The following is a 25359-nucleotide window of genomic DNA, read 5'->3' as shown; positions in this document are numbered from 1 at the left end:
CCTTAGTAGTGATACCACTTCAGCTCCAGCATCACTTCGTTGATAGGGGTGGTCAGTTTGCTGAACTCACGCTGTGCGCTCAGGCGCAGACCAAGATTTCGCGAAACTTCCCATTGCTGATTAAGGCTCAGGCTACGACGGACTTCACCGTTGGTGAAGTAGTCGCCCTTGGCTTCCAGGCTCAGGTTGCCCACCGGGTTACGCCAAAGAAGCCCGGTATTGAAGCCCGCTGCCGGTGACACAAACGCCGCGAAGTCGTTGTTGTGCTCGATGCGTACCGTACCGAGAGCGAAACCGAGCATATTGTCCGCCAATTGCCAGGTGCCGCCTGCACCGCCATTGACATGACTGACCAGGTTTTCGTCGCCATGTTTGCCGAGTACCCGTTCCAGCCCGCCGCCCACTTGCCATGACCAGGGTTGCAGCAGGTCATTGCGCGGGGTCAGGGAGCGGATATTGGCCAGGTCCAGTTGTTGCACTTGCCACTTGTTGCCTTCGTACTGGCGCAGTTTCAGTTGCAGAATTTCAATCTGCGCGCCCAGGGGAAAGCCCGGTGCGTTGTCGTTGAGGTCGTGGTAAGCCATGCGCAGGCCATATTCGGCAAAGGCCTTGTCGTCACGGCTACCGGCGCCCAGCTGCCAGGTGCGCGACTCGTGGCCGTTTTCAGGCAGTTCGGGTTTGTCGACTTGCAGTTCTGGCGCGGGGTTCTGATTGATCGCCCGTAGCAGTTCGAAACTGCGCTGCGAGCGTGCAGGATCGCGCTCAAGGCCATTGGCCCGGTACCGCTCAAGCCGGTAAGCCGCGTCGATAATCAACGCCTGGCGCGCTTTGGGCAGAGCCTTGAAGGCCGGGGTTTGCAATTGGGCTTGATCGGCGCTGACCTGCAATACCCATTGCTGCTCTTCTGGATCGAGGGCCTTGGCCCGGTCCAGCAGCTCCCGTTCGCGGGACGGGCGGTACTCGATACTTTCAACCAGTCCGGCTTCCTTGACCGCTTTCACGGTGTCGGTGGGGATCGCGGTCAGCGGAAACTGGGTGGTCAGTTGCAGGCCCGGGCGGGCCACTTGCAGCAGCTCCAGCAGGCGGTAGGAGCAGTTTTCGTCAAAGAAGAAATAGTCGAACTGGATCTGTTTGAGTTCCCACACATGTTCAACCATGCGTTGGGTTTCTTCGGGTGTCAGATTAAGGCGGTATTCCCACAGGTCGCGGTTTTCAAGGCTCCGGTACTCCGAGAGTTTCTCCTGATAGGGCACCAGGGCGAACAGCCCCGGATAGCCACCGGCCAGGCCCTTCCAGGCGTACAGGATGCTGTTGTCGGAACCCTCGATATAGGCGCCGAAGTTGATCGCGTAGCTGAGCAGGGCGGTCTTGTTGTCCTGCACATCGGCCTGGTCGATGCGTAACAGGGTATGGCCGAACATGGAGGACGGGCTGTTGAGGTAGGCCGCCGGGAAAATCATCACCGTGCTGTGGGGTGCCACGTCCTTGAACCATTGGCTGAACTCTGCGCATTCGGCCTTGGGCAGGTCGGTCAGATTCAGTTGGGCCTTGAGCCAGCGGGTACGGGCCGGGTACACGCACTGCGGGTGTTTGTCGCCCAGGCTCAAGGGCGCATACAACGCCTCAACCGTGGCACGCAGTTCGGCATCAGGGTGATGGGCGCCCTGGGCGGCGAGAAAGAATTTGTCGTCGCTGACATAGCTTCGCCAGCCGCTCAGCTTGCCGGCTTCGTAGTGCCCCAGCGAAATCCAGAAAGGGTCGTTGGCCAACTGTTGCACACGTTGATCGTCGATATGGGGTGCGGCATACAGCGGGGCGCAGGCACAGAGCGCCAGATAGGCAAGGCGTTTGAGCATGTTCGGCAACTGTTGTCAGACGAAGAGAAGTGAAGCAGGAGAATACCCGCTCCGAGAGGAGCGGGCGGGTCTCATTTACTTACGCCGCGGTGGCGTATTTGGCCAGGCGTGCATCGCCCTTGAGGATGGCCAGAGTATTGCTGTGTACGTCTTCAGCCGTGACATCGGCTTTGCTGAAGATTTGCTGGAAGTGCTCGTGGGTGACGGCGGCGAAATGCTCGCGGTCTTCAGGGGCGACGCCCAGTACCACCGCGTAGGTGGTCAGTGCTTCGCCATTGCCTTTGGCCATGTCTTCGGACAGCTCGTTCATCATGCCATTCATGGCAATCCACGATTTGCCGCCGTAAGTCAGGGCGTCCTTGGTGGTACAGCCGTTGGTGCCGGAGGTCATGCCGAAGGTGGCGTTGCCGGACGTGCCGTTTGTGGTGGATGCCAGGAAGTGGGCAGGAGTGCCGCGCTGGCCTTCAAACAGCATGTTGCCCCAACCGCAGTTAGGGCCGCCCGGTGCCTGGGCCATGGCGTTGAGGGAAACAACTGTAAAGAGAGTACCAAGAAGAATCCGTTTCATAAGCTTTGTTCTCTATAGGTATGCAACCAATGGACAAGGGTTTCTGGCCCTGAAGCGCCAGTACGGGCCGGTTATACCGTCCAGCCGCGTAACAGCTTGGAGTCTAGGCACGTTCGGGGGGTTCCGTGGCTTTTTGTAAAACAATCGCTGTTGCTGCACATTTTTGGCCCCTAAACATTGGGGGGCGTGCTTTCCCGTGTTGTTCGCCTTGCCAGTGATGTGCAGCCAGCGCCAGAATGCTGCCATCTGCCCCGCCCGATGTAAGGAAGCCCGATGCCTGATTCTGTTGCCACCAGCTTGCGTCTAGCGCCTGATGCGCTAACCCGTCCTTTTTCTGCTGAACAGTTCAGCTTCTCGAACACCAATGATCTGGAGCCTTTTCGCGGCATTCTCGGCCAGGAACGTGCGGTCGAGGCCTTGCAGTTCGGCGTGGCCATGCCACGTCCGGGTTACAACGTTTTTGTCATGGGCGAGCCGGGAACCGGTCGTTTCTCGTTCGTCAAACGCTACCTCAAGGCCGAGGGCAAGCGCCTGAAGTCGCCGAGCGACTGGGTCTACGTCAACAACTTCGATGAGCCCCGTGAGCCGCGAGCCCTGGAGCTGCCGTCCAGTAGCGCTGGTGCCTTTATTGGCGATATCAATCACTTGATCGACAACCTGCTGGCGACCTTCCCGGCAGTGTTTGAACACCCGACGTATCAACAACGCAAAAGCGCGATCGACCGCGGCTTCAATCAGCGTTACGACCGTGCGCTGGATGTGATCGAGCGTCTGGCCCTGGAAAAAGGCGTGGCGCTCTATCGCGACAGCAGCAACGTGGCATTTACGCCGATGAGTGATGGCAAGGCGCTGGATGAGGCCGAGTTTTCGCAATTGCCTGAGGCTGATCGCGAACGCTTCCATGAAGATATTTCCGAGCTGGAGGAGCGACTGAACGAAGAGCTGGCCAGTCTGCCGCAGTGGAAGCGTGAGTCGAACAATCAGCTGCGCCAACTGAACGAAGAAACCATCACCCTGGCCCTGCAGCCGTTGCTGTCGCCGTTGTCGCAAAAATACGCCGAAAATGCCGCGGTTTGCGGTTATCTGCAGGCGATGCAGGTTTACTTGCTGAAAACCGTGGTCGAGCAACTGGTCGACGACAGCAAGACCGACGCCCAGGCGCGCAAGCTGCTTGAAGAGCAGTACCTGCCGAGCCTGGTGGTAGGGCAGCCGCTAAGCGGCGGTGCGCCGGTAGTGTTCGAGCCGCACCCGACCTACGACAACCTGTTTGGCCGTATCGAATACAGCACCGACCAGGGCGCGCTCTACACCACTTATCGGCAGTTGCGTCCGGGCGCCTTGCACCGTGCCAATGGCGGCTTTTTGATTCTTGAAGCCGAGAAAATGCTCAGCGAGCCTTTTGTCTGGGATGCTCTCAAGCGTGCCCTGCAATCGCGCAAGCTGAAGATGGAGTCGCCGCTGGGCGAAATGGGGCGCCTGGCCACCGTGACGCTCAACCCGCAGGTCATCCCCCTGCAGGTCAAGGTCATCATCATCGGTGCCCGCCAGCTGTATTACACGCTGCAGGACCTGGATCCGGACTTCCAGGAAATGTTCCGGGTTCTGGTGGACTTCGACGAAGATATCCCGATGGTTGATGAGAGCCTTGAGCAGTTTGCCCAGTTGCTCACTACACGCACTTCGGAAGAAGGCATGGCACCGCTGACCGCCGGTGCGGTGGCGCGGCTGGCGACCTACAGCGCGCGTCTGGCCGAGCACCAGGGACGTTTGTCGGCGCGTATTGGCGATCTGTTCCAACTGGTCAGCGAAGCGGACTTCATCCGTCACCTGGCGGGCGATGAAATGACCGATGCGGGTCATATCGAGCGTGCGCTCAAGGCCAAGGCAACCCGTACCGGACGAGTCTCGGCGCGTATCCTGGATGACATGCTGGCGGGGATCATCCTGATCGATACCGATGGCGCGGCCGTGGGCAAGTGCAACGGCCTGACGGTGCTGGAAGTCGGCGACTCGGCCTTTGGTGTGCCTGCGCGGATTTCCGCCACGGTGTATCCGGGCGGCAGCGGTATTGTCGATATCGAGCGCGAAGTTAACCTGGGGCAGCCTATCCACTCCAAGGGTGTGATGATTTTGACCGGATACCTGGGCAGCCGTTATGCCCAGGAGTTCCCGCTGGCGATTTCGGCCAGCATCGCGCTGGAGCAGTCCTACGGTTATGTCGATGGCGACAGTGCGTCGCTGGGGGAGGCCTGTACGCTGATTTCGGCACTGTCAAAAACCCCGCTCAAGCAGTGTTTTGCCATTACCGGCTCGATCAACCAGTTCGGCGAAGTGCAGGCCGTGGGTGGGGTCAACGAGAAAATCGAAGGCTTCTTCCGACTCTGCGAAGCACGCGGGCTGACAGGCGAGCAGGGCGCGATCATTCCGCAGGCCAACGTGGCTACCCTGATGCTGGACGAGAAGGTGCTGCAGGCAGTGCGTGAGGGCAAGTTCCACGTCTATGCCGTGCGTCAGGCCGATGAGGCCCTGAGTTTGCTGGTGGGTGAGCCTGCGGGAGAGCCGGATGCAGAGGGACAATTCCCGGAAGGCAGCGTCAATGCCCGGGTAGTCGAGCGGTTGCGGGTGATTGCTGAAATGATCAACGACGACGATCTCAAGGAAGCCGAAAAGGAGTTGCTGGCGGAAGCCCTGGCAGCGAAAAAACCGGCCTGATCCCTTAAAGCGAAACCTGTGGGAGCGGGCTTGCTCGCGATGCGAACGACGCGGAGGAATGGTTACACCGCGGCAATCCAATCGCGGGCAAGCCCGCTCCCACAAATCTGCGATGCCAATCGACAAAGCCGTTGGTCATTGGTGACTTTTCATACGCAAATTTTCTTCTATTCTCAGGTCATGGACACCACTGTCGTCACCGGATCGATGCAGCCCGTAGTCTGCGGCTGAAGACAGACTCTACCGAGGGTCGCCGTCATGTCGCGCAACCTTTGCCTTACTCGCCAATGCTTGGGCCTGGTGACCCGTATTGAATGCAGCATTCGACCGCTGGCAGGCAACAACGGGATGTGGACACTGCTCTTCGCCGCCGGCCTGGCAGGCGAACAACCCTCAACGATCAAGGCGCAGGGCCCGTTCCCCGGGCCGTTCGTGGCCGAAACCATTCTTGAATCAATCGTTGAAAGCCTGACCCTGCATGGCTATGAACTCGCCAACGACCCGCAGATCTGGTGCCTGCATGTGCAGGCCCAGTTGCGGCAGATCAATGGTGGGCGTTGCCACGGCTAGGCAGCGTTTTATTGTGGCGTGCTGGCTTCAGGGGCTTTGTCGAGTTTGACTTCAAATCCGTACTCGACAGGGTTCAGCGCGGTGCGGGCATAGCTTTCCAGTCGGGTCGGCTGGCCATAAAAGTAGTGCACGTCAAATACGGCCGCCCCATCGGGTTCGCTGCTATGGCTGACTGCGGCCACTTCCTTCAGATAATTACCCGTGTCGTCCTTGGCATAAAAGCGCCAGGCCTCGGCCGGGAACACTTTTTGATCAACGATCAGGGCATTGCCCTTGAGTTCAAGGCCTTTGGGCAGGCGGGTGATATCCAGCTCTTGCTTGTCGATGTCGGCAATAAACAGGGGGATTGAGCCCACCGCATAGGCTGGCGTTTCGGGGAACAGGTTGAGGTCGTAGGTGATAACGCCTGCATGCGGGTCCACATCGAAGGCTTCGGCGGGCAGTTCCAGTGGCTCGCTGCGATTACCGTTGTCGTCTTCAGCAAAAAAGGTCACCGGCGCGTCAGACGTGTCCGGGAGCGTACCGAGCATTTCGCCGTTGAAAGTGGCAGGGTGGCTGAACTCAAGGGACGCGGCACTGGCATCGTCCACCGACTGGCTGATCACCACGCTTTTTTCCAGTTGCTCGGGTGCCAGCGTGGCGTCTTTCAAATAGTTGGCGGCCTGATCGTCATACACCACGACGTTGAGCGGCAGGGGCTGTATGTCTTTGCCCAGCACGTTTTTGTCCAGTGTACGCACAGGCAGGTCGAGGGACTTGCGGGTGACATTGGCGGTGGAGAAATCGAGCACGTTGATGTCGACATTTTCCACGGTACCGTTGAAGTACACCTTGCTGTAGTGATGCGGGTGCTGCTGATCGAAGGCCTTTTGCTCGTTATCCAGTTGTTGCTCGAAAGCGTCACTCCAGGCAGTTTGCTTGAGCATTTCGGCCAATTGCTGCTGATAAAACGCCAGTTGTTCGGCGTTTTCGTTGATTGAGCCTGAGCGTGTCAGGAACTGCCCGGTACGGTCGCGGGCCTGGATGATCAGCGGATTGAGCGGGGTGTCACGCACTTGTTCGGCCAGTGCAGCGCTGTTGACGATATCCACTTCGGCAAAGTTCTTGCCCAGTGCCAGCAGGGTTACGCTGATCGTGCCGTCGGTGCTGGTTTTACCCACGTCCTTGGCAGTGAGGTTGAAATTGACCACTTTGCCCGGCGCGATGACTTCGACTTTGCCGTGCAGTGTCAGGGGTTGAGGTTGTTGGGTGTTGGCGGTTTCAACCCCGTCGATATAGGGGTAAGTGACGGTCAGGTCGTCAGGGTTGCTCAGGTTGGCGCTGGAGGGGCTCAGCTGGATGCCGGGATCGCTCTCGGACCATTCCGGCGCAAAAGGCACCTCTTGCTTGTTGCTCAGGGTTACCGACTGCCATTCCAGCGCATGGGGGAACGGGAACTCGGATGCACTGTTAAGCGGGAACGGGAAGACCGGCTCCAGGTCCGTCAGGTAATCGGAACTTGTATTTTTGCGCAGTACAAACAAACCGTTGATATAGGTATCGGTAAGCGCCTGGCTGCTCGGGTAGTGCTTGAGCACCGCCAGGTCGTCGGCACCGTATTCGGTTTCTATCGGCTTGTCTTGCAGCTTGAGGCGTGCCCGTTCGAGCAACAACAAGGAGCCGCCGAGGTCGGCCACAGCATCCTTGAGCTGCTGATCCTTGATCCCGTCCAGGCTCTGTTCGAACGCTGCGCTGCGTTCCTCAAGGCTGGCCTGCTGATGTTCGTCGTCAGGAGAGCAGCCGCCGACAGCGAGCAAAGCCATCGAAAGCCCAAAACAAGCCAGGGGGAATCGCAGATCCATGGTTCGGTTTTCCTGTCCGTAAACAATGCTGAGAGGGTGGACACTAGCAGAAAATGTTTTTACAGGCTGTTTCCAAGCCTTTAACACAGTGCTTTTCGCACTGATATACTCGCGCCCATTTTGTAATAGCCTGTGAGATTCAATGGAACGCTTTATCGAAAACGCAATGTACGCCTCGCGCTGGATTTTGGCGCCTATTTACTTCGGGCTCTCACTGGGCCTGCTGGCTTTGGCATTGAAGTTCTTTCAGGAAGTGTTTCACGTAATCCCCAACGTGTTTGCGCTAACTGAGTCTGACTTGATCCTGGTCATTCTGTCGCTGATCGACATGGCGCTGGTAGGCGGTTTGCTGGTCATGGTGATGATTTCCGGTTATGAGAACTTTGTTTCGCAACTGGATATCGACGAGCACAAGGAGAAGCTCAGCTGGTTGGGCACCATGGACTCCACCTCGCTGAAGATGAAAGTCGCGGCATCGATTGTGGCCATTTCGTCGATCCACCTGCTGCGGGTGTTTATGGACGCGCGCAATATCGAGACCGAGTACCTGATGTGGTACGTGATTATTCACATGACCTTTGTGGTGTCGGCGTTTGCAATGGGCTATCTGGACAAACTGACCAAACACTGAAGCCAACCCCGGGCTGCGAAGGCTTTGGGGGCTGTGGTAGTCTGCTGGCCCTTTTTTGGTTCAGGGTGTTCGGGGTCGCGGTTGACGCGGCTTCTTTCCGGCCCCTCCACAGCGGAGCAGTGTTATGTCCGAAGTAAATCTGTCGACCGACGAAACCCGCGTCAGCTACGGCATTGGCCGCCAGTTGGGCGACCAGTTGCGCGACAACCCGCCACCTGGCATCAGCCTGGATGCAATCCTGGCTGGTCTGACTGACGCCTACGCAGGCAAGGAAAGCCGTGTAGGCCAGGAAGAAATGTCGGCTAGCTTCAAGGTGATCCGCGAGATCATGCAAGCTGAAGCCGCTGCCAAGGCAGAAGCTGCTGCGGGCGAAGGCAAGGCTTTCCTGGCTGAAAACGCCAAGAAAGACGGTATCACCACCCTGGCTTCCGGCCTGCAATTTGAAGTGGTAACCGCGGGTGAAGGCGCCAAGCCATCCCGTGAAGACACCGTACGTGTTCACTACCACGGCACCCTGATTGATGGCACTGTGTTCGACAGCTCCTACGATCGTGGTCAGCCGGCTGAATTCCCGGTTGGCGGCGTGATCGCTGGCTGGACTGAAGCCCTGCAACTGATGAACGCCGGTAGCAAATGGCGCATCTACGTGCCGAGCGAACTGGCCTACGGCGCCCAGGGCGTTGGCAGCATTGCTCCACACAGCGTGCTGGTATTCGACGTAGAGCTGCTGGACGTTCTGTAAGAACCCCGCGTTTTAACGTTGGCTGCGGGTTTGCTGGCAAACCCGCAGCTACACCGGTGCCGTCATATCTGTATCTTGGCGTGGTGCGGGTGAGCGTCAGTCGTGCCGCAAGGGCGCAATGCCCGGGCATAGCAGAACAGAAACAGATTGCGCACCAACTCCTTGAGCACCACCGGCTCGCTGGAATTGAGGCCGTTGAAATCCAGGTCGCCCTGATCCTGTAGCTCGCTTAGTGCTTCTTCTTCCAGTACCGCACAGACTTCCCCGGTTTCCCGATGCAGGATTCGCAGATAAGGGTGTGGACGGTCCAGCCAGGCATCAATTAAATAAGTCATGGTCGTCATCTCCTTGATGAATACCAATGAGAATAATTCTTATTCAATTAATAGCAAGTGCCTATTGGCGGATTTCTGATCTTTCTGCGTTAGAACTGCTGGGGATCAAGGTTGCTGGCTTTTTGATGTTGCTGGGCGGGGGAGGGTGTAGCACCTTCCTGCGCAGGGCACAGGAAGGCATGCAGCAGAATCAGACCTTGCGTACGAACTCGGATTTGAGTTTCATCGGGCCAATGCCATCGATCTTGCAGTCGATATCGTGGTCGCCGTCGCACAGGCGGATATTCTTGACCTTGGTGCCCACTTTAACCACCAGGGAAGTACCCTTGATTTTCAGGTCCTTGATCACGGTGATGGTGTCACCGTCGGTCAGTACGGTGCCTGCGGAGTCTTTGTAGACTTTCACGTCATCGGCTGTTTCAGCGTCGCCACTGGCAGACCACTCGTGGGCGCATTCCGGGCAGATCAGCTGGGCGCCGTCTTCGTAGGTGTATTCGGAATTGCATTTTGGGCAGGGTGGCAACGTGCTCACTCAAAGCTCCTTAAGAGTCAGGATGGCTAAAAGGCACGTATTGTATAGGGTTTTAGTGCGAGGCGGGTAATGGCGGGGCAGATTGACCCTGTGGGAGCGGGCTTGCCCGCTCCCACAGGCAGTCAGTGCGTGCGTGCTACAGCAAACTCGCTCAGTTCAACCAGCGCATCGCGGTATTCGCTTGGCGGCAAGGCTTCGAGGCACACAATGGCGCGGGCCACGAAGTCGCGAGCCAGCTGGGCGGTGTAGTCCAGGGAGCCAGAGGCCTCAACGGCTTCGCGAATGCTCTCCAGGTCCTCGATACCGCCTTTCTGGATCGCTTTGCGCACCAGGGCTGCCTGTTCAGGCGTGCCTTCACGCATGGTGTAGATCAGCGGCAGGGTCGGTTTGCCTTCGGCCAGATCGTCACCGACGTTCTTGCCCAGGGTTTCGGCATCGCCACGGTAGTCGAGCAGGTCGTCCACCAGCTGGAATGCCACGCCCAGGTGATCGCCAAAGGTGCGCAGCGCTTCGCTCTGTTCCGGCGTGGCACCGGCCAGCGCTGCAGCGCTGTGGGTCGAAGCCTCGAACAGCATCGCGGTCTTGCCGCGGATGACTTCCATGTAGGTTTCTTCAGTGGTGCTGGCGTCGCGCACTTTGGACAGCTGCAATACTTCGCCTTCGGCGATGATGCGGGTGGCTTGCGACAGGATTTTCATCACTGGCATCGAGCCCAGCTCAACCATCATCTCGAAGGAGCGCGAGTACAAAAAGTCGCCGACCAGTACGCTGGGGGCATTGCCCCAGGTAGCATTGGCAGTCTTGCGGCCACGGCGCATGCCCGACATGTCGACCACGTCGTCGTGCAGCAGGGTGGCGGTGTGCAGGAACTCAATGGTGGCGGCCAGCAGGCGCAAGTCGTCGCCTTCGCGACCCAGGGCCTTGCCACACAGCAACACTAATAAAGGACGCAGGCGCTTGCCGCCGGCCGAAGTAATGTAGTCGCCGATTTTTGAGACCAGCGGTACGCGTGAAGTCAGCTGCTTCTTGATGATGCCATCGACGGCGCTAAAATCGTCCGCCACCGCGCGGTAGAAAGCTTGGGGTTGCATCAGCGACAGGTGCTCCAGAAGGGTTGCGCGGCATGCTAGGTCGGGGGGCTGGGCCTGTCAAGGCGGATGGACGGCCCCTTGCAAGCCTGACTTGCCTTGCGTACAATCGCGCACCCTGAACTTCCTGGGCAGCACCTGCCTTACGCAATTGCATCTGGGCCGTTCCAGCCCCATGCAGCCATGCCAGCCAATACCTTTACCTATAAAGCGCTGGGTGAGCAGGATTATCGGAGAAATACCATGTCGTACGCAGTAATCGTTACTGGTGGCAAGCAATACAAAGTAGCTCCAGGTGAATACCTGAAGATCGAAAAACTGGAAATCGCTACCGGCGAATCCGTAACTTTTGATCGCGTTCTGTTGGTCGCCAATGGCGATGACGTGAACATCGGCGCTCCAGTTGTACCTGGCGCCACTGTTGTGGCTGAAGTGATCTCCCAAGGTCGTCACGATAAAGTCCGCATCATCAAGTTCCGTCGTCGTAAGCACCACATGAAGCGTATGGGCCACCGCCAGTGGTACACCGAGATCAAAATCACCGGTATTCAGGCTTAATTTCAGCCTAATTCCTCACTAGGAGAATTGACTCATGGCACACAAAAAAGCTGGTGGTAGTACCCGTAACGGTCGCGACTCAGAAGCCAAACGCCTTGGCGTGAAGATGTATGGCGGCCAGGCTATCATTCCGGGCAACATCATCGTGCGTCAGCGCGGCACCCAATTCCACGCTGGCTACGGCGTTGGTATGGGCAAAGATCACACCCTGTTCGCGAAAGTGGAAGGCGTGATCAAGTTCCAGGTTAAAGGCGCCTTCGGTCGTCGCTATGTAAGCATCGTTCCGAAGACTGCAGTCGTCGCGGCGTAATAGCTTGGTAGCTGGAAGAGCCCTGTCTTGCGACGGGGCTTTTTCGTTTGTGGGGTGAGTCTCTTGCAAAACTGTTTGTATGGGCTGCTGGCGCTGGATTTAACGGTCGTTGATTGAGGTCGCTGCGCTCATTTTTGCAAGAGTCTTATGTCTTGGTTTTTATCGGCTCGTCCTGATGACGAGAGGCGCGTTTTGTTATGAAGTTTGTAGATGAAGTATCGATCAAAGTAAAAGCAGGCGACGGTGGTAACGGTTGCATGAGTTTCCGTCGTGAGAAGTTCATCGAAAACGGTGGGCCAAACGGTGGTGATGGCGGTGATGGCGGCTCGATCTACATGGTCGCCGACGAAAACCTCAACACCCTGGTTGACTACCGTTACACCCGTCACTTTGACGCCCAGCGTGGCTCGAATGGCGGCAGTACGGATTGCACCGGTCGCAAGGGTGAGGATCTGGAGCTGCGTGTTCCGGTCGGCACTACCGTGATCGACGCTGGCACCCAGGAAATCATTGGCGACCTGACCAAGGCCGGCCAGCGTTTGCTGGTGGTGCATGGCGGTTGGCACGGTCTGGGTAATACCCGATTCAAATCCAGTACCAACCGTGCGCCACGCCAGACCACGCCGGGTAAGCCGGGTGAGCAGCGTGACCTGAAGCTGGAGTTGAAGGTGTTGGCTGACGTTGGCCTGTTGGGCTTGCCGAATGCCGGTAAAAGTACCTTTATTCGTTCGGTGTCTGCGGCCAAGCCAAAAGTGGCGGATTATCCGTTCACCACCCTGGTGCCAAACCTGGGTGTGGTCAGCGTGGATCGCTGGAAGAGCTTTGTGATCGCCGATATTCCGGGTCTGATCGAAGGGGCTTCCGATGGTGCTGGCCTGGGGATCCGTTTCCTCAAGCACCTGGCGCGTACCCGTCTGTTGTTGCACCTCGTTGACATGGCGCCGGTTGAGGGTAGCGAGAGCGCTGCTGATACCGCGGAAGTCATCGTTAACGAACTGACCAAGTTCAGCCCGTCGCTGGCTGAGCGTGATCGTTGGCTGGTGCTGAACAAGTGCGATTCGCTGCCACAAGACGAGCACGAAGCGCGCGTCAAGGAAGTGGTTGATCGCCTCGAGTGGACTGGCCCGGTTTACGTGATCTCGGCCATTGCCAAGATCGGTACCGAAAAGCTGTGCCACGACATCATGCGTTATCTGGAAGATCGTGCTGATCGTCTGGCTGCTGACCCTGCCTACAAGCAAGAGTTGGCCGAGCTGGATCAGCGTATCGAAGATGAAGCGCGTGCGCAGTTGCAGGCGCTGGATGACAAGCGTGCCCTGCGTCGCAGCGGCGTGAAGAGCGTCCATGACATCGGTGAAGATGACTGGGACGAAGAAGATGTTGATGATGAAGATGGTCCGGAAATCATTTACGTCCGCGACTGATTCGTTGCAGTAAACTACAGCGCCGCTCAATGAGCGGCGTTTTAGCATCTACGATTTGGTAATCAAAAATAATTCCATGGGTGGCGCTCGGTCGCGCTGCTCTCAGGCATAGGTTGGATGATGATGCGGAGCAAGGTGACGGGTGCGCAGCGCTGGGTCGTGAAGATCGGCAGCGCGTTGCTGACAGCGGATGGCAAGGGCCTGGATCGCGCGGCGATGGGCGTTTGGGTTGAACAGATGGTGGCGTTGCACGAGGCTGGCGTAGAGCTGGTGCTGGTGTCTTCGGGTGCGGTTGCGGCCGGAATGAGCCGCTTGGGCTGGACGGTGCGACCGAGTGCCATGCACGAGCTGCAAGCTGCTGCGGCTATTGGTCAGATGGGGTTGGTGCAGGCCTGGGAGTCGAGCTTTGCCGAGCATTCCCGGCATACCGCGCAGATCCTGCTGACCCATGACGATCTGTCTGATCGCAAACGCTACCTCAATGCCCGCAGCACCCTGCGTGCGCTGGTGGAATTGGGCGTGATCCCGGTCATCAATGAAAATGACACGGTGGTCACGGACGAAATCCGCTTCGGTGACAACGATACGCTGGCCGCGTTGGTGGCTAATCTGGTCGAGGCTGATCTGCTGGTGATCCTGACCGATCGCGACGGTATGTTTGATGCTGATCCGCGCAACAATCCTGATGCCAAGATGATCTACGAGGCGCGTGCCGATGATCCGGCGCTGGATGCAGTGGCAGGCGGTACCGGTGGTGCGTTGGGGCGTGGCGGCATGCAGACCAAGTTGCGTGCGGCGCGCCTGGCGGCGCGTTCCGGTGCGCACACGATCATTGTGGGTGGGCGTCTGGAGCGGGTGCTGGATCGTCTCAAGGCGGGCGAGCGACTGGGTACCCTGCTGTCCCCGGAGCGTGGCCTGCTGGCTGCGCGCAAGCAGTGGCTGGCCGGACACTTGCAGACCCGTGGCACGCTGGTGCTGGATGAAGGCGCTGTGGCGGCCTTGTCCAAGGGCAATAAAAGCCTGTTGCCTGTAGGGGTCAAGGCGGTTCAGGGCGGTTTCCGTCGTGGCGAGATGGTGGTGTGCGTCGCGCCGGACGGGCGGGAGATCGCTCGTGGCCTGGCCAACTACAGTGCTGCCGAGGCGCAAAAAATTATCGGGCAATCGTCGGATGCGATTGTCGGCTTGTTGGGTTATATGGCGGAACCTGAGCTGGTTCATCGCGATAACCTGATTCTGGTTTGAATTTGAGGTGTGGTATGCGCTTGATTGGCGGTTTATTGGGTTTGATGTTGGCGATGCCGCTAATGGCCTCGGCGGAAGAAATTGGCTCGGTGTCGACGGTCTTCAAATTTGTCGGGCCTAATGACCGTATCGTCGTAGAAGCATTCGATGATCCCAAGGTAGATGGCGTGACTTGCTACCTTTCTCGTGCCAAGACGGGTGGCATGAAAGGTGGTCTGGGTTTGGCTGAAGATCGCGCCGAGGCGTCGATTGCCTGCCGTCAGACCGGGCCGATCAGCTTCAAGGGTGACCTGAAAGAGGGTGATGAGGTGTTCAAGGAGCGGACTTCGCTGGTCTTCAAGACCATGCAGGTGGTGCGTTTCCTAGATAAAAAGCGTAATACGCTGGTGTATCTGGTGTACAGCGACCGCTTGATCGAAGGCAGTCCGCAGAATGCCGTAACGGCAATCCCGATTTTGCCGTGGCCGCACGAGTAACGTTGCTCAAGAAAAGCCGCGCTTGTCGCGGCTTTTTTTTGCCGTTTTTTCGCCACTTTGTAGCTTCTTCGTCCCTCTCCAGGAGGGAGAGGGGGCTGACTGCGCGCACCCTCAAGATCTCAGTTGATCAGCTCCCTCTCCCTTGGGGGAGGGTTGGGGTGAGGGGCTTTTGATTGCGCTGGGCTCTGAATTGTCGCGTCGTCGCGCCCGCTGGCAGGTGGGCCAGGTCTGTCGCAGAGTATCTACAGGGTTTTTCGTACGCTGATCAAATCGCAGGCAATAAAAAACCGACCCTAAGGTCGGTTTTTTAAAAAGCTTATCGCTTAAGCAGCAGTCGCAAGGTTCAACGCCTTGACGTGGCCATTCAGGCGGCTCTTATGGCGAGCAGCTTTGTTCTTGTGGATGATACCTTTATCGGCCATACGGTCGATAACAGGAACAGCCAGAACATAAGCAGCTTGCGCTTTAGCAGCGTCTTTTGCGTCGATGGCTTTAACTACATTCTTGATGTAGGTACGAACCATGGAACGCAGGCTGGCGTTGTGGCTGCGACGCTTCTCAGCCTGTTTTGCACGTTTTTTGGCGGAAGGTGTGTTGGCCACCGTCGAGCTCCTCGAAAGACTTTTGGGAAATAACAAACAAAATAGGCCGCGAATCATGCCGATGACGAGAACTCTTGTCAAGGGCGTTTGATGCGATCCGCTGAGTGGTGGATCGAGGCAGACGGGATATTTATTTCCGGCGCTTGACCTGTAAACTCGCGAGCTTGGCTCTGTGCTGTTGCGGCGCGCAGTATCGCATAAGTGGGCGCTTTGTTCGCCTGCTCTTTCTCTATAGGCAAAAACTCTTTCAATGAATTTGCTCAAGTCGTTGGCTGCCGTCAGCTCAATCACCATGATTTCCAGGGTTCTGGGCTTCATTCGCGACACCATTATTGCCCGTGCCTTCGGTGCCGGAATGGCCACGGATGCATTCTTTATTGCCTTCAAACTGCCAAACCTGCTGCGCAGGATCTTCGCCGAGGGCGCTTTTTCCCAGGCCTTTGTGCCGATTCTGGCTGAGTACAAAAGCCAGCAGGGCGAGGAGGCGACCCGCACTTTTGTCGCTTATGTCGCCGGGCTTTTGACCCTGGTGCTGGCCATTGTCACCGTGCTGGGCATGGTGGCGGCCCCCTGGGTCATCTGGGCAACGGCCCCGGGGTTCGCCACGACCCCTGAAAAATTCGAGCTCACCAGCGACATGCTGCGGGTCACCTTCCCTTATATCCTGCTGATCTCGCTGTCATCCCTGGCGGGGGCGATCCTCAATACCTGGAACCGTTTTGCGGTGCCGGCCTTTGTGCCGACCCTGCTTAACGTCAGCATGATTGTGTTTGCGTTGTTCCTGACGCCGTATTTCGATCCGCCGGTGATGGCTCTGGGCTGGGCCGTGCTGGTGGGTGGTCTGGCGCAGTTGCTGTTTCAACTGCCACACCTGAAAAAGATCGGCATGCTGGTGCTGCCAAGGCTCAATTTGCGCGATACCGGCGTGTGGCGGGTGATGAAACAGATGCTGCCAGCCATCCTTGGGGTCTCGGTCAGTCAGATCTCTCTGATCATCAATACGATATTTGCCTCATTCCTTGTGGCTGGATCGGTGTCATGGATGTACTACGCGGACCGTCTAATGGAGTTGCCTTCAGGAGTGCTGGGGGTGGCGCTGGGCACCATCCTGCTGCCAACCCTGTCCAAGACCTACGCCAACAAAGACCGTCAGGAGTATTCGCGTATTCTCGACTGGGGCTTGCGCCTGTGTTTTGTGCTGGTGCTTCCATGTTCCCTGGCGCTGGCCATCCTGTCCGAGCCGCTTACCGTTTCGCTATTCCAGTACGGCCAGTTCACGGCGCTGGATGCGGCCATGACCCAGCGTGCATTGATCGCTTATTCGCTGGGCCTGCTCGGAATCATCATTATCAAGGTGTTGGCGCCAGGCTTTTATGCACAGCAAAACATTCGCACGCCAGTCAAAATAGCGGTATTCACCCTGGTGGTGACGCAGTTGCTCAACCTGGTCTTTATCGTTCCGTTGCAGCATGCGGGGCTGGCGTTGGCCATCAGCGTAGGCGCCTGTATCAATGCCGGGCTGCTGTTCTGGCAGTTGCGCCGGCAAAAGCTGTTTGTCGCCCAGCCGGGCTGGACCAAATACCTGTTCAAGCTGGTGCTGGCCGTAGCCGTGATGTCGGCGGTATTGCTGGGCTTGATGCACATGATGCCGGCCTGGGATCACGGCAATATGCTGGAGCGCTTTATTCGTCTGGGCGGCTTGGTTGTCGCGGGCGTGCTGGCGTATTTCGGTATGCTGCTGCTGTTGGGGCTGCGTTTGAAGGATTTCGCCCGCAAGTCACTTATGTAAGCTAATGACGGGTCAGACGTCGATTTTGTCGAATTGACCCGATTTGCCTTGCGCTGTTGCCTGTCGTACTGGGCCGGGTGTGGTTATAATCGACCACTTTATGAGCAAGAAGCGCGTTATGCAGCTGGTTCTAGGCCTTCACAATCTGCGGCCCCAGCATCGGGGCTGTGTCGCCACTATTGGCAACTTTGACGGTGTACACCGTGGTCACCAGGCTATCCTGGGCCGGCTGCGTGAGCGTGCACTGGAGTTGGGCGTGCCCAGCTGCGTGGTGATTTTCGAGCCGCAGCCGCGCGAATTCTTCGCCCCGGATACGGCTCCTGCACGTCTGGCCCGGTTGCGCGACAAGCTGCAACTGCTGGCAGACGCCGGAGTCGACCGGGTGCTGTGCCTGGCGTTCAATCAACGTCTGTGCAAGCTCAGCGCCGCCGAATTCGTCGATACCATTCTGGTCGACGGCCTGGGCGTGCAGCATCTGGAGGTCGGTGACGACTTCCGTTTTGGCTGCGATCGCGTCGGCGATTTTGACTTTTTGCAGCAGGCTGGCCAGATGCAGGGTTTCACCGTCGAGGCGGCGCAAACGGTTGAGCTTGATGGCGTACGCATCAGCAGCACCAAGGTGCGTGATGCTCTGGCCAGTGCCGACTTCTCCCTGGCAGAGCGTTTGCTGGGGCGCCCTTTTCAAATCGCTGGCCGGGTATTGCACGGGCAAAAACTGGCGCGCCAGTTGGGCACGCCGACCGCCAATATCCAGCTCAAGCGTCGTCGTGTGCCGTTGACCGGGGTGTACCTGGCCAGCGTCGAGATCGACGGTAAAACCTGGCCCGGCGTCGCCAATATCGGCGTGCGGCCAACCGTAGCAGGGGATGGCAGCGCCCATCTTGAAGTACATCTGTTGGATTTCGCCGGCGATCTGTATGGTCGGCGTTTGAACGTGGCATTCCACCACAAGCTGCGTGATGAGCAGCGTTTCGCCTCCCTGGAGGCGCTCAAGACGGCGATCAATGCGGACGTCGCCGCCGCCCGAGCCTTTTGGCTGGGTCAACCGCTTAAAAAGAGCCTGAAATGACCGACTACAAAGCCACGCTAAACCTCCCGGACACCGCCTTCCCAATGAAGGCCGGCCTGCCACAGCGCGAACCGCAAATTTTGCAGCGCTGGGACAGCATTGGCCTGTACGGGAAGTTGCGCGAGATTGGCAAGGATCGTCCGAAGTTCGTACTTCACGACGGTCCTCCGTACGCCAACGGCACTATCCATATCGGTCATGCGCTGAACAAGATTCTGAAAGACATGATCATCCGCTCCAAGACCCTGTCGGGTTTTGACGCGCCGTATGTGCCGGGCTGGGATTGCCATGGTTTGCCGATTGAACACAAGGTCGAAGTGACCCACGGTAAAAACCTGAGCGCGGATAAAACCCGCGAGCTGTGCCGTGCCTACGCCACCGAGCAGATCGAGGGGCAGAAATCCGAGTTCATCCGTCTGGGTGTGCTGGGTGATTTCGCCAACCCGTACAAAACCATGGACTTCAAAAACGAAGCCGGTGAAATCCGTGCTTTGGCTGAGATCGTCAAGGGCGGTTTTGTGTTCAAGGGCCTCAAGCCGGTGAACTGGTGCTTCGATTGCGGTTCGGCCCTGGCTGAAGCTGAAGTTGAATACCAGGACAAGAAGTCTGCGGCCATCGACGTTGCCTTCCCGGTTGCCGACGAGGCCAAGCTGGCCGAGGCCTTTGGCCTGGCGGCACTGAGCAAACCTGCTTCGATCGTGATCTGGACCACCACCCCGTGGACCATTCCGGCCAACCAGGCGCTTAACGTACACCCGGAATTCACCTACGCGCTGGTCGACGTGGGCGACAAGTTGCTGGTACTGGCTGAAGAACTGGTCGAATCGAGTCTGGCGCGTTACAACCTGCAGGGTTCGGTCATCGCCACCACCACTGGCTCAGCGCTTGAACTGATCAACTTCCGTCACCCGTTCTATGACCGTCTGTCGCCTGTTTATCTGGCCGACTACGTTGAGCTGGGTGCTGGCACTGGTGTGGTTCACTCGGCTCCAGCCTACGGCGTAGACGACTTCGTGACCTGCAAAGCCTATGGCATGGTCAACGACGACATCATCAACCCGGTGCAAAGCAATGGCGTTTACGTGCCGTCGCTGGAGTTCTTCGGTGGCCAGTTCATCTGGAAGGCCAACCAGAACATCATCGACAAGCTGATCGAAGTCGGTTCGCTGATGTTCACCGAGACCATCAGCCACAGCTATATGCACTGCTGGCGCCACAAGACGCCGCTGATCTACCGTGCCACCGCCCAGTGGTTTATCGGTATGGACAAGCAGCCGACTGATGGCGATACCTTGCGCACCCGTGCGCTGCAAGCGATCGAAGACACCCAGTTCGTTCCGGCCTGGGGTCAGGCGCGCCTGCACTCGATGATCGCCAACCGCCCGGACTGGTGCATCTCGCGTCAACGCAACTGGGGCGTGCCGATCCCGTTTTTCCTGAACAAGGAAAGCGGCGAGCTGCACCCGCGCACCGTCGAAATGATGGAAGAAGTGGCCAAGCGCGTTGAAGTCGAAGGCATCGAGGCGTGGTTCAAGCTGGATGCTGCCGAGCTGCTGGGCGACGAAGCGCCGCTGTACGACAAGATCAGCGATACCCTCGACGTCTGGTTCGATTCGGGCACCACGCACTGGCATGTCCTTCGCGGTTCGCACCCGATGGGTCATGAAACCGGCCCACGCGCTGATCTCTACCTTGAAGGCTCCGACCAGCACCGTGGCTGGTTCCACTCGTCGTTGCTGACGGGTTGCGCCATCGACAACCACGCGCCGTACCGCGAGCTGCTGACCCACGGTTTTACCGTGGACGAAGCGGGCCGCAAGATGTCCAAGTCGCTGGGCAACGTGATTGCACCGCAAAAGGTCAACGACACCCTGGGCGCCGACATCATGCGTCTGTGGGTTGCCTCGACCGACTACTCGGGCGAAATCGCGGTTTCCGACCAGATCCTGCAGCGCAGTGCGGACGCCTACCGACGTATCCGCAATACCGCACGCTTCCTGCTGTCGAACCTGACCGGTTTCAATCCAGCCACCGACATCCTGCCTGCCGAAGAAATGCTGGCACTGGACCGCTGGGCGGTGGATCGTGCGTTGCTGCTGCAACGTGAGCTGGAGCTGCATTACGGCGAATACCGTTTCTGGAACGTGTACTCCAAGGTGCACAACTTCTGCGTTCAGGAGCTGGGCGGTTTCTATCTCGACATCATCAAGGACCGCCAGTACACCACCGGCGCCAACAGCAAGGCTCGCCGTTCGTGCCAGACCGCGCTGTTCCACATCTCTGAAGCGCTGGTGCGCTGGATCGCTCCGATCCTGGCGTTCACCGCTGATGAGTTGTGGCAGTACCTGCCGGGCGAGCGCAACGAATCGGTGATGCTCAACACCTGGTACGAAGGCCTGACTGAACTGCCGGAAGGCACCGAACTGGATCGCGCCTACTGGGAGCGAATCATGGCGGTCAAGGTTGCGGTCAACAAGGAAATGGAAAACTTGCGCGCAGCCAAGGCCATTGGCGGTAACTTGCAAGCAGAAGTGACCTTGTTCGCCGAAGATCAGCTGGCTGCTGATTTGTCCAAGTTGAGCAACGAGCTGCGTTTCGTGTTGATCACCTCCACTGCCAGCGTTGCGCCTTTTGCGCAGGCTCCAGCAGATGCCGTGGTTACCGAAGTGGCTGGCCTCAAACTCAAGGTGGTCAAGTCGGCCCATGCCAAGTGCGCCCGTTGCTGGCACTGCCGTGAAGACGTCGGCGTTAACCCCGAGCACCCTGAAATCTGCGGTCGTTGTGTAGACAATATCAGCGGCGCTGGTGAGGTACGTCACTATGCCTAATACCAGCACTACCGGGCGCTTCGGGCGCCTGGGCTGGCTCTGGTTGACTGTGCTGGTCCTGGTCATTGACCTGACCAGCAAGGTCTACTTCGACAATTCGCTGCAGATGTACCAGCAGATTGTGGTGATTCCCGACCTGTTCAGCTGGACCCTGGCTTACAACACCGGTGCGGCCTTCAGCTTCCTGGCGGACAGTGCCGGCTGGCAGCGCTGGCTGTTTGCCCTGATCGCGGTCGTGGTCAGTGCCGTGCTGGTGGTCTGGCTCAAGCGTCTGGGGCGCAATGACACCTGGTTGGCCATTGCCCTTGCCCTGATTCTGGGCGGCGCACTGGGCAATCTGTATGACCGTATTGTCTACGGTCATGTGGTCGATTTTATTCTGGTGCATTGGCAAAATCGCTGGTACTTCCCTGCGTTCAACTTCGCCGACAGTGCGATTTGCGTAGGTGCCGTGATGCTGGCGCTGGATATGTTCAAAAGTAAAAAGCCCGAGGAACCCGCTCATGACTGAGCAGCGTATTGGTCAGAACACGCAGGTCACTCTGCATTTTGCTTTGCGTCTGGAAAATGGCGACACCGTTGACAGCACCTTCGATAAATCCCCGGCCACCTTCAAGGTGGGTGATGGCAGCTTGCTGCCAGGGTTTGAAGCGGCTTTGTTCGGTTTCAAGGCGGGTGACAAGCGCACACTGGAGATTCTTCCGGAAAACGCCTTTGGCCAGCCTAATCCGCAAAATGTGCAGATCATTCCGCGTTCGCAGTTCAAGGACATGGAGTTGTCGCAAGGTTTGCTGGTGATCTTCAACGATGCGGCCAATACCGAGCTTCCGGGTGTGGTCAAAGAGTTCGATGACGAGCAAGTCACCATTGATTTCAACCATCCGCTGGCAGGTAAAACCCTGACCTTCGACGTGGAAATCAAAGACGTTCAAGCGCTGTAATCCAGTGCCCGGCTGCGGCCGGGCCTGATTGGCATTATTTTTCTGCGCGTCCCACGAGGCCCAGCATGCATATCAAACTCGCCAACCCCCGTGGCTTCTGCGCCGGGGTGGACCGTGCGATTGAAATCGTCAATCGTGCTCTGGAAGTTTTCGGTCCGCCTATCTATGTTCGCCACGAAGTGGTGCACAACAAATTTGTCGTTGAAGACCTGCGTTCCCGTGGCGCTATTTTCGTCGAAGAGCTGGATCAGGTGCCGGACGACGTCATTGTGATATTCAGTGCCCACGGCGTTTCCCAGGCCGTGCGTACAGAGGCTGCCGGGCGTGGTCTCAAGGTGTTCGACGCGACCTGCCCGCTGGTGACCAAGGTGCATATCGAGGTCGCGCGCTATAGCCGTGATGGCCGTGAGTGCATTTTGATTGGCCATGCCGGTCACCCGGAAGTCGAAGGCACCATGGGCCAGTACGACGCCAGTAATGGTGGCGCGATCTACCTGGTCGAAGATGAAAAGGATGTTGCGAACCTGCAGGTCAAAGACCCGGAAAAACTGGCCTTTGTAACCCAGACAACCTTGTCGATGGACGACACCAGCCGTGTGATCGACGCCCTGCGTTCGCGCTTCCCGGCCATTGGCGGACCGCGCAAGGACGATATCTGCTATGCCACGCAAAACCGTCAGGATGCGGTCAAGCAACTGGCTGATGAGTGCGATGTCGTGTTGGTAGTGGGCAGCCCGAACAGCTCCAACTCCAACCGCCTGCGCGAACTGGCGGAGCGTATGCAGACCCCCGCCTACCTGATCGACGGTGCTGAAGACCTGCAAAAAAGCTGGTTCGACGGCGTAAATAGCATCGGTATCACCGCCGGTGCATCGGCCCCAGAGGTACTGGTACGTGGCGTGATTCAACAGCTGCATGCCTGGGGCGCAACCGGTGCCGACGAGCTGGCCGGCCGTGAAGAGAATGTTACGTTCTCCATGCCCAAAGAGTTGCGCGTTCGCGCCATTACCTAAGCGTGCCTGCATAAGGCCTGTGCAGTTTTATCGCTGCGCAGGCTGATGCGCCCGCTCTTGGCCAGCACCACTTGATAGTGGCTCTGTGCAGTCCTTGCCTGACAAACATGCAGTGTCCCGGCTTGAAAGGCGCCTCCAACCAGTTGTGGCTCGCCCAGCGGGTTGAAGCGCACATACCGTTTAACCGATGTATTGCCCGCAATGGGTATGCGCCCACTGCCCTGTGACTCGACCAGCACCGGGTTGCCCTTGTCCAGATGGCCTTGGCCGCTCAAGTCCAGAATCGTCCTCCAGCCTCGGCTCCAATCTTCTTCGTACGGATAAACCACCACAAATTGTTGGCGTAGCAGTGCTTGTGCGCGTGCATTGCGCAGGCTGCTGGCCAGTTGTTCGGCAGTGATCTGGCGCTGATGATGCTCGACAAGGGCGCTATAGGCCGGGCTGGCAAAACGGGCCGTAAGCGCCACGATCGTCAGCGTCAGTAGCAGCTGGATCAGACTCATGCCACGTTGATGCATAGCGTCCTCCCTGGACGGTTCAAGTGTGTTTTCTCTGTATAGCGAACTCTGGCACTACAGGTTCACGGCAATGGTTTCATCATGTTTTCTGACCGTTAACAGCTTACGAAGTCAGGCGAAAAATCCGGCTGGTTTGCTTGGCTTCGTCCTGCCGTGCAGAGCAGCGGGGGAGGCTAGGCTTTTGTCTGGGCGGCACAGGGCGTGCCGTCGAACCCTCTGATATGGACGATTCGGATGCCTCGATTAGTTAAAAGTCGACAAGACGGGATGAGCTTGATCGAAGTGCTTATCGCGCTGTTGATTCTGTTTATCAGCCTGATGGGCTCTGCTGCTATGCAACTCAATGCCTTGAAACATACGGCAAGCGCGCTGATAAGCACCCAGGACAGTTTTATTGCCTACAGCAGGCTGGATCAGATGCGCGCGGAGGTCGTCCACCCCTTGTCGAGCGGTCATGCCGGGGCCGGGTCATCATGAGCAATCCCCGTTCAGGTTTTGGCCTGATCGAGCTGATGGTGGCTCTGGCGCTGGGAATGCTGGTAGTGCTGGGCATGACGCAGATTTTCTCAAGCAGCCGCGAGGCTTACTTAAGCCAGCGGTCGTCGGCAAGGCTGCAGGAGGATGCGCGTTATGTGCTGAGTAAACTGGCTCGGGAGATTCGCATGGCGGGCATGTTTGGCTGCCTGTCAGTCGATCGTATTGTTGATGCGCCCTCTGTTTTTAAAACACCGGTCTCCTGGCAGAGGGGGGTGTTGCGCATGATCAGTTCGGACGTGGCGCTTCAGGCTGCCAAGCCTGACTGGACTGTGGTCTCGGACTGCACAAGTTTCGCCCGGGCCTATCCCGGGGCAAGGTCGTTTTTGGCTCCCGGTGAAACGGCATTTCCCGTGCGTGAATTGTTTTACCGTCATGAGCACGGGCAGTTAAAGATCGGGCCCAATAAAGCGGTCCTGCTCGATAATGTGGCTGCCTTTGACGTGAGTTTTGGCGTGGCCGGGACGGCAGGTTCGCACTCCGTGCTGCGTTATGAGAGTCGTCTGGTCAATGGTTCCAGCCTGCGCAGCATCCGTATCGGCCTGACATTGCGAGACCGCGCCGGGCGGGTCAAGGACCAGGTCTATCAGTTGGAAATCGCTTTGCGTAACCGGCTGGCTTAGGGCACGCATCATGCCTTTGCCATTGATTTGTCAGCGCGGCATGGCACTGCTGGTCAGCCTGGTTTTCATGCTGTTGCTGAGCCTGATCGGGATGGCTGCAATGGTCAGTGCGACCCTTCAGGAAAAAATGTCTGCAGGCGTTCAACATGCCAACCACTCATTTCAGGCCGCAGAAGCGGCGCTTGGCAGCGGGGAGGCCTGGCTTCAGATCCAATGGGGCAGGGTATTGCCTTGCACTTCGCCAGCAAGCTGTAACCCGCCCCCAGAGGCGCGTACTCAGGCTGTGCCAGGCATCGATCCGGCCTCCGGGGTACGTTGGGTAAGCGTTGCGAACGGGCTGTATGGTGTTCAGAACCTTGGGCCAAGCATTACGCCAGCCCATTTGCCAGTGACCACCACTACCCGTTTGTATCGAGTTACCGGTATTGGCTGGCACGGGCAGTCGCGCACCGTACTGGAGAGTATTTATGCGCGTTATCAAGGGCCGGATAACGCTTCGCAAGAGCGTGTTGCCAGGGGTTTTCACCGGGTCATGTGGCGACAGCTGCAATAGGACG

The 25359-nt window shown here is 58.0% G+C and carries 26 protein-coding genes; 18 read left to right on the top strand and 8 right to left on the bottom strand.

Features of this window, described 5'->3' with window-relative positions; translation table 11 throughout:
- Positions 1 to 2: 2 nt before the first annotated feature.
- A complete protein-coding gene (locus tag ACP7BE_RS11625) occupies positions 3 to 1856 on the bottom strand; it encodes a DUF4105 domain-containing protein (protein WP_095021254.1) in 1854 nt (617 codons plus the stop codon).
- Between the two features lie 79 nt (positions 1857 to 1935).
- Complete coding sequence (locus ACP7BE_RS11620) at positions 1936 to 2424, bottom strand: DUF3015 domain-containing protein (RefSeq protein ID WP_029611228.1); 489 nt, start codon at positions 2422 to 2424, stop codon at positions 1936 to 1938.
- A gap of 273 nt (positions 2425 to 2697) precedes the next feature.
- Between ACP7BE_RS11620 and ACP7BE_RS11615 the strand changes: the two genes are divergently transcribed.
- Together ACP7BE_RS11615 and ACP7BE_RS11610 are read left to right on the top strand one after the other, a co-directional pair.
- The gene (locus tag ACP7BE_RS11615; protein WP_271350656.1) at positions 2698 to 5136 is read left to right on the top strand and encodes a Lon protease family protein; all 2439 of its coding nucleotides are present in this window, start codon (positions 2698 to 2700) and stop codon (positions 5134 to 5136) included.
- Between the two features lie 258 nt (positions 5137 to 5394).
- The gene (locus ACP7BE_RS11610) at positions 5395 to 5706 is read left to right on the top strand and encodes a hypothetical protein (RefSeq protein ID WP_094999355.1); all 312 of its coding nucleotides are present in this window, start codon (positions 5395 to 5397) and stop codon (positions 5704 to 5706) included.
- Between the two features lie 8 nt (positions 5707 to 5714).
- Here ACP7BE_RS11610 and ACP7BE_RS11605 read toward each other — a convergent pair whose 3' ends face one another.
- Positions 5715 to 7547 carry a hypothetical protein gene (locus tag ACP7BE_RS11605; protein WP_095023420.1) on the bottom strand — a complete coding sequence of 611 codons (1833 nt, stop codon included), beginning with the start codon at positions 7545 to 7547 and terminating at the stop codon, positions 5715 to 5717.
- Between the two features lie 142 nt (positions 7548 to 7689).
- Here ACP7BE_RS11605 and ACP7BE_RS11600 point away from each other — a divergent pair, with 142 nt between their 5' ends.
- Both ACP7BE_RS11600 and ACP7BE_RS11595 read left to right on the top strand, forming a co-directional pair.
- Positions 7690 to 8178 (top strand): TIGR00645 family protein, encoded by a 489-nt coding sequence (locus ACP7BE_RS11600; protein ID WP_016779412.1) that lies wholly within the window; start codon positions 7690 to 7692, stop codon positions 8176 to 8178.
- A 124-nt stretch (positions 8179 to 8302) separates the two neighbouring features.
- The gene (locus ACP7BE_RS11595) at positions 8303 to 8920 is read left to right on the top strand and encodes an FKBP-type peptidyl-prolyl cis-trans isomerase (protein WP_016779413.1); all 618 of its coding nucleotides are present in this window, start codon (positions 8303 to 8305) and stop codon (positions 8918 to 8920) included.
- Positions 8921 to 8982: 62 nt separating this feature from the next.
- On the opposite strand, the gene ACP7BE_RS11590 is transcribed toward ACP7BE_RS11595, so the two are convergent.
- The 3 genes from ACP7BE_RS11590 to ACP7BE_RS11580 all read right to left on the bottom strand — a co-directional run bounded on the left by ACP7BE_RS11590 (position 8983) and on the right by ACP7BE_RS11580 (position 10878).
- Positions 8983 to 9255, bottom strand: a complete 273-nt coding sequence (locus tag ACP7BE_RS11590; protein ID WP_426105901.1) for a hypothetical protein — start codon at positions 9253 to 9255, stop codon at positions 8983 to 8985.
- Between the two features lie 190 nt (positions 9256 to 9445).
- On the bottom strand, positions 9446 to 9787 hold the full coding sequence (locus ACP7BE_RS11585; RefSeq protein WP_094999352.1) for a zinc ribbon domain-containing protein YjdM: 342 nt from the start codon (positions 9785 to 9787) through the stop codon (positions 9446 to 9448).
- 122 nt (positions 9788 to 9909) lie between these two features.
- Positions 9910 to 10878 carry a polyprenyl synthetase family protein gene (locus ACP7BE_RS11580; RefSeq protein WP_094999351.1) on the bottom strand — a complete coding sequence of 323 codons (969 nt, stop codon included), beginning with the start codon at positions 10876 to 10878 and terminating at the stop codon, positions 9910 to 9912.
- 240 nt (positions 10879 to 11118) lie between these two features.
- Between ACP7BE_RS11580 and rplU the strand changes: the two genes are divergently transcribed.
- From rplU to ACP7BE_RS11555, 5 genes are all read left to right on the top strand, one after another.
- Complete coding sequence (gene rplU / locus ACP7BE_RS11575) at positions 11119 to 11433, top strand: 50S ribosomal protein L21 (protein WP_007901869.1); 315 nt, start codon at positions 11119 to 11121, stop codon at positions 11431 to 11433.
- A 34-nt stretch (positions 11434 to 11467) separates the two neighbouring features.
- Entirely contained in the window at positions 11468 to 11743 is a 276-nt protein-coding gene (gene rpmA, locus ACP7BE_RS11570; protein WP_003443913.1) for a 50S ribosomal protein L27, read from the top strand.
- 197 nt (positions 11744 to 11940) lie between these two features.
- Entirely contained in the window at positions 11941 to 13167 is a 1227-nt protein-coding gene (gene cgtA, locus ACP7BE_RS11565; protein ID WP_094999350.1) for an Obg family GTPase CgtA, read from the top strand.
- A 123-nt stretch (positions 13168 to 13290) separates the two neighbouring features.
- Entirely contained in the window at positions 13291 to 14409 is a 1119-nt protein-coding gene (gene proB / locus ACP7BE_RS11560; RefSeq protein ID WP_019824017.1) for a glutamate 5-kinase, read from the top strand.
- Positions 14410 to 14423: 14 nt separating this feature from the next.
- Positions 14424 to 14885: a CreA family protein gene (locus ACP7BE_RS11555; RefSeq protein WP_094999349.1), complete on the top strand. Its 462-nt coding sequence runs from the start codon at positions 14424 to 14426 to the stop codon at positions 14883 to 14885.
- A 323-nt stretch (positions 14886 to 15208) separates the two neighbouring features.
- Here ACP7BE_RS11555 and rpsT read toward each other — a convergent pair whose 3' ends face one another.
- Complete coding sequence (gene rpsT, locus ACP7BE_RS11550; protein WP_003443902.1) at positions 15209 to 15487, bottom strand: 30S ribosomal protein S20; 279 nt, start codon at positions 15485 to 15487, stop codon at positions 15209 to 15211.
- Between the two features lie 250 nt (positions 15488 to 15737).
- Here rpsT and murJ point away from each other — a divergent pair, with 250 nt between their 5' ends.
- The 6 genes from murJ (at position 15738) to ispH (ending at position 23127) form a co-directional block, all read left to right on the top strand.
- Positions 15738 to 17276, top strand: a complete 1539-nt coding sequence (gene murJ, locus ACP7BE_RS11545) for a murein biosynthesis integral membrane protein MurJ (RefSeq protein ID WP_426105897.1) — start codon at positions 15738 to 15740, stop codon at positions 17274 to 17276.
- A gap of 118 nt (positions 17277 to 17394) precedes the next feature.
- Positions 17395 to 18345, top strand: a complete 951-nt coding sequence (gene ribF / locus ACP7BE_RS11540; RefSeq protein ID WP_094999347.1) for a bifunctional riboflavin kinase/FAD synthetase — start codon at positions 17395 to 17397, stop codon at positions 18343 to 18345.
- On the top strand, positions 18342 to 21173 hold the full coding sequence (gene ileS, locus ACP7BE_RS11535) for an isoleucine--tRNA ligase (RefSeq protein ID WP_094999346.1): 2832 nt from the start codon (positions 18342 to 18344) through the stop codon (positions 21171 to 21173). Before ribF ends, ileS begins: the two co-directional genes overlap by 4 nt.
- Entirely contained in the window at positions 21166 to 21684 is a 519-nt protein-coding gene (gene lspA, locus ACP7BE_RS11530) for a signal peptidase II (RefSeq protein WP_094999345.1), read from the top strand. The genes ileS and lspA overlap by 8 nt, the downstream gene beginning before the upstream one ends.
- On the top strand, positions 21677 to 22114 hold the full coding sequence (gene fkpB / locus ACP7BE_RS11525; protein ID WP_086795845.1) for an FKBP-type peptidyl-prolyl cis-trans isomerase: 438 nt from the start codon (positions 21677 to 21679) through the stop codon (positions 22112 to 22114). The genes lspA and fkpB overlap by 8 nt, the downstream gene beginning before the upstream one ends.
- A gap of 65 nt (positions 22115 to 22179) precedes the next feature.
- The gene (gene ispH, locus ACP7BE_RS11520; RefSeq protein ID WP_094999344.1) at positions 22180 to 23127 is read left to right on the top strand and encodes a 4-hydroxy-3-methylbut-2-enyl diphosphate reductase; all 948 of its coding nucleotides are present in this window, start codon (positions 22180 to 22182) and stop codon (positions 23125 to 23127) included.
- Here the strand turns inward: ispH and ACP7BE_RS11515 are convergent.
- Positions 23124 to 23645: a GspH/FimT family pseudopilin gene (locus tag ACP7BE_RS11515; protein ID WP_426105893.1), complete on the bottom strand. Its 522-nt coding sequence runs from the start codon at positions 23643 to 23645 to the stop codon at positions 23124 to 23126. The two genes, ispH and ACP7BE_RS11515, sit on opposite strands and share 4 nt — an antisense overlap.
- Before the next feature lie 234 nt (positions 23646 to 23879).
- Between ACP7BE_RS11515 and pilV the strand changes: the two genes are divergently transcribed.
- From pilV to ACP7BE_RS11500, 3 genes are read left to right on the top strand one after another with little or no spacing between them, the layout of a single operon-like run.
- Positions 23880 to 24122 (top strand): type IV pilus modification protein PilV, encoded by a 243-nt coding sequence (gene pilV, locus ACP7BE_RS11510; protein ID WP_094999343.1) that lies wholly within the window; start codon positions 23880 to 23882, stop codon positions 24120 to 24122.
- Positions 24119 to 24802 carry a PilW family protein gene (locus ACP7BE_RS11505; RefSeq protein WP_150628294.1) on the top strand — a complete coding sequence of 228 codons (684 nt, stop codon included), beginning with the start codon at positions 24119 to 24121 and terminating at the stop codon, positions 24800 to 24802. Before pilV ends, ACP7BE_RS11505 begins: the two co-directional genes overlap by 4 nt.
- 10 nt (positions 24803 to 24812) lie before the next feature.
- Entirely contained in the window at positions 24813 to 25355 is a 543-nt protein-coding gene (locus tag ACP7BE_RS11500; protein WP_426105891.1) for a pilus assembly PilX family protein, read from the top strand.
- The last annotated feature ends 4 nt before the right edge of the window (positions 25356 to 25359 follow it).

Source organism: Pseudomonas sp. TWR1-1-3 (genome assembly GCF_049896805.1).
Lineage (GTDB): Bacteria > Pseudomonadota > Gammaproteobacteria > Pseudomonadales > Pseudomonadaceae > Aquipseudomonas > Aquipseudomonas bubulae.
This window is presented reverse-complemented; position numbering and strand designations above follow the sequence as displayed.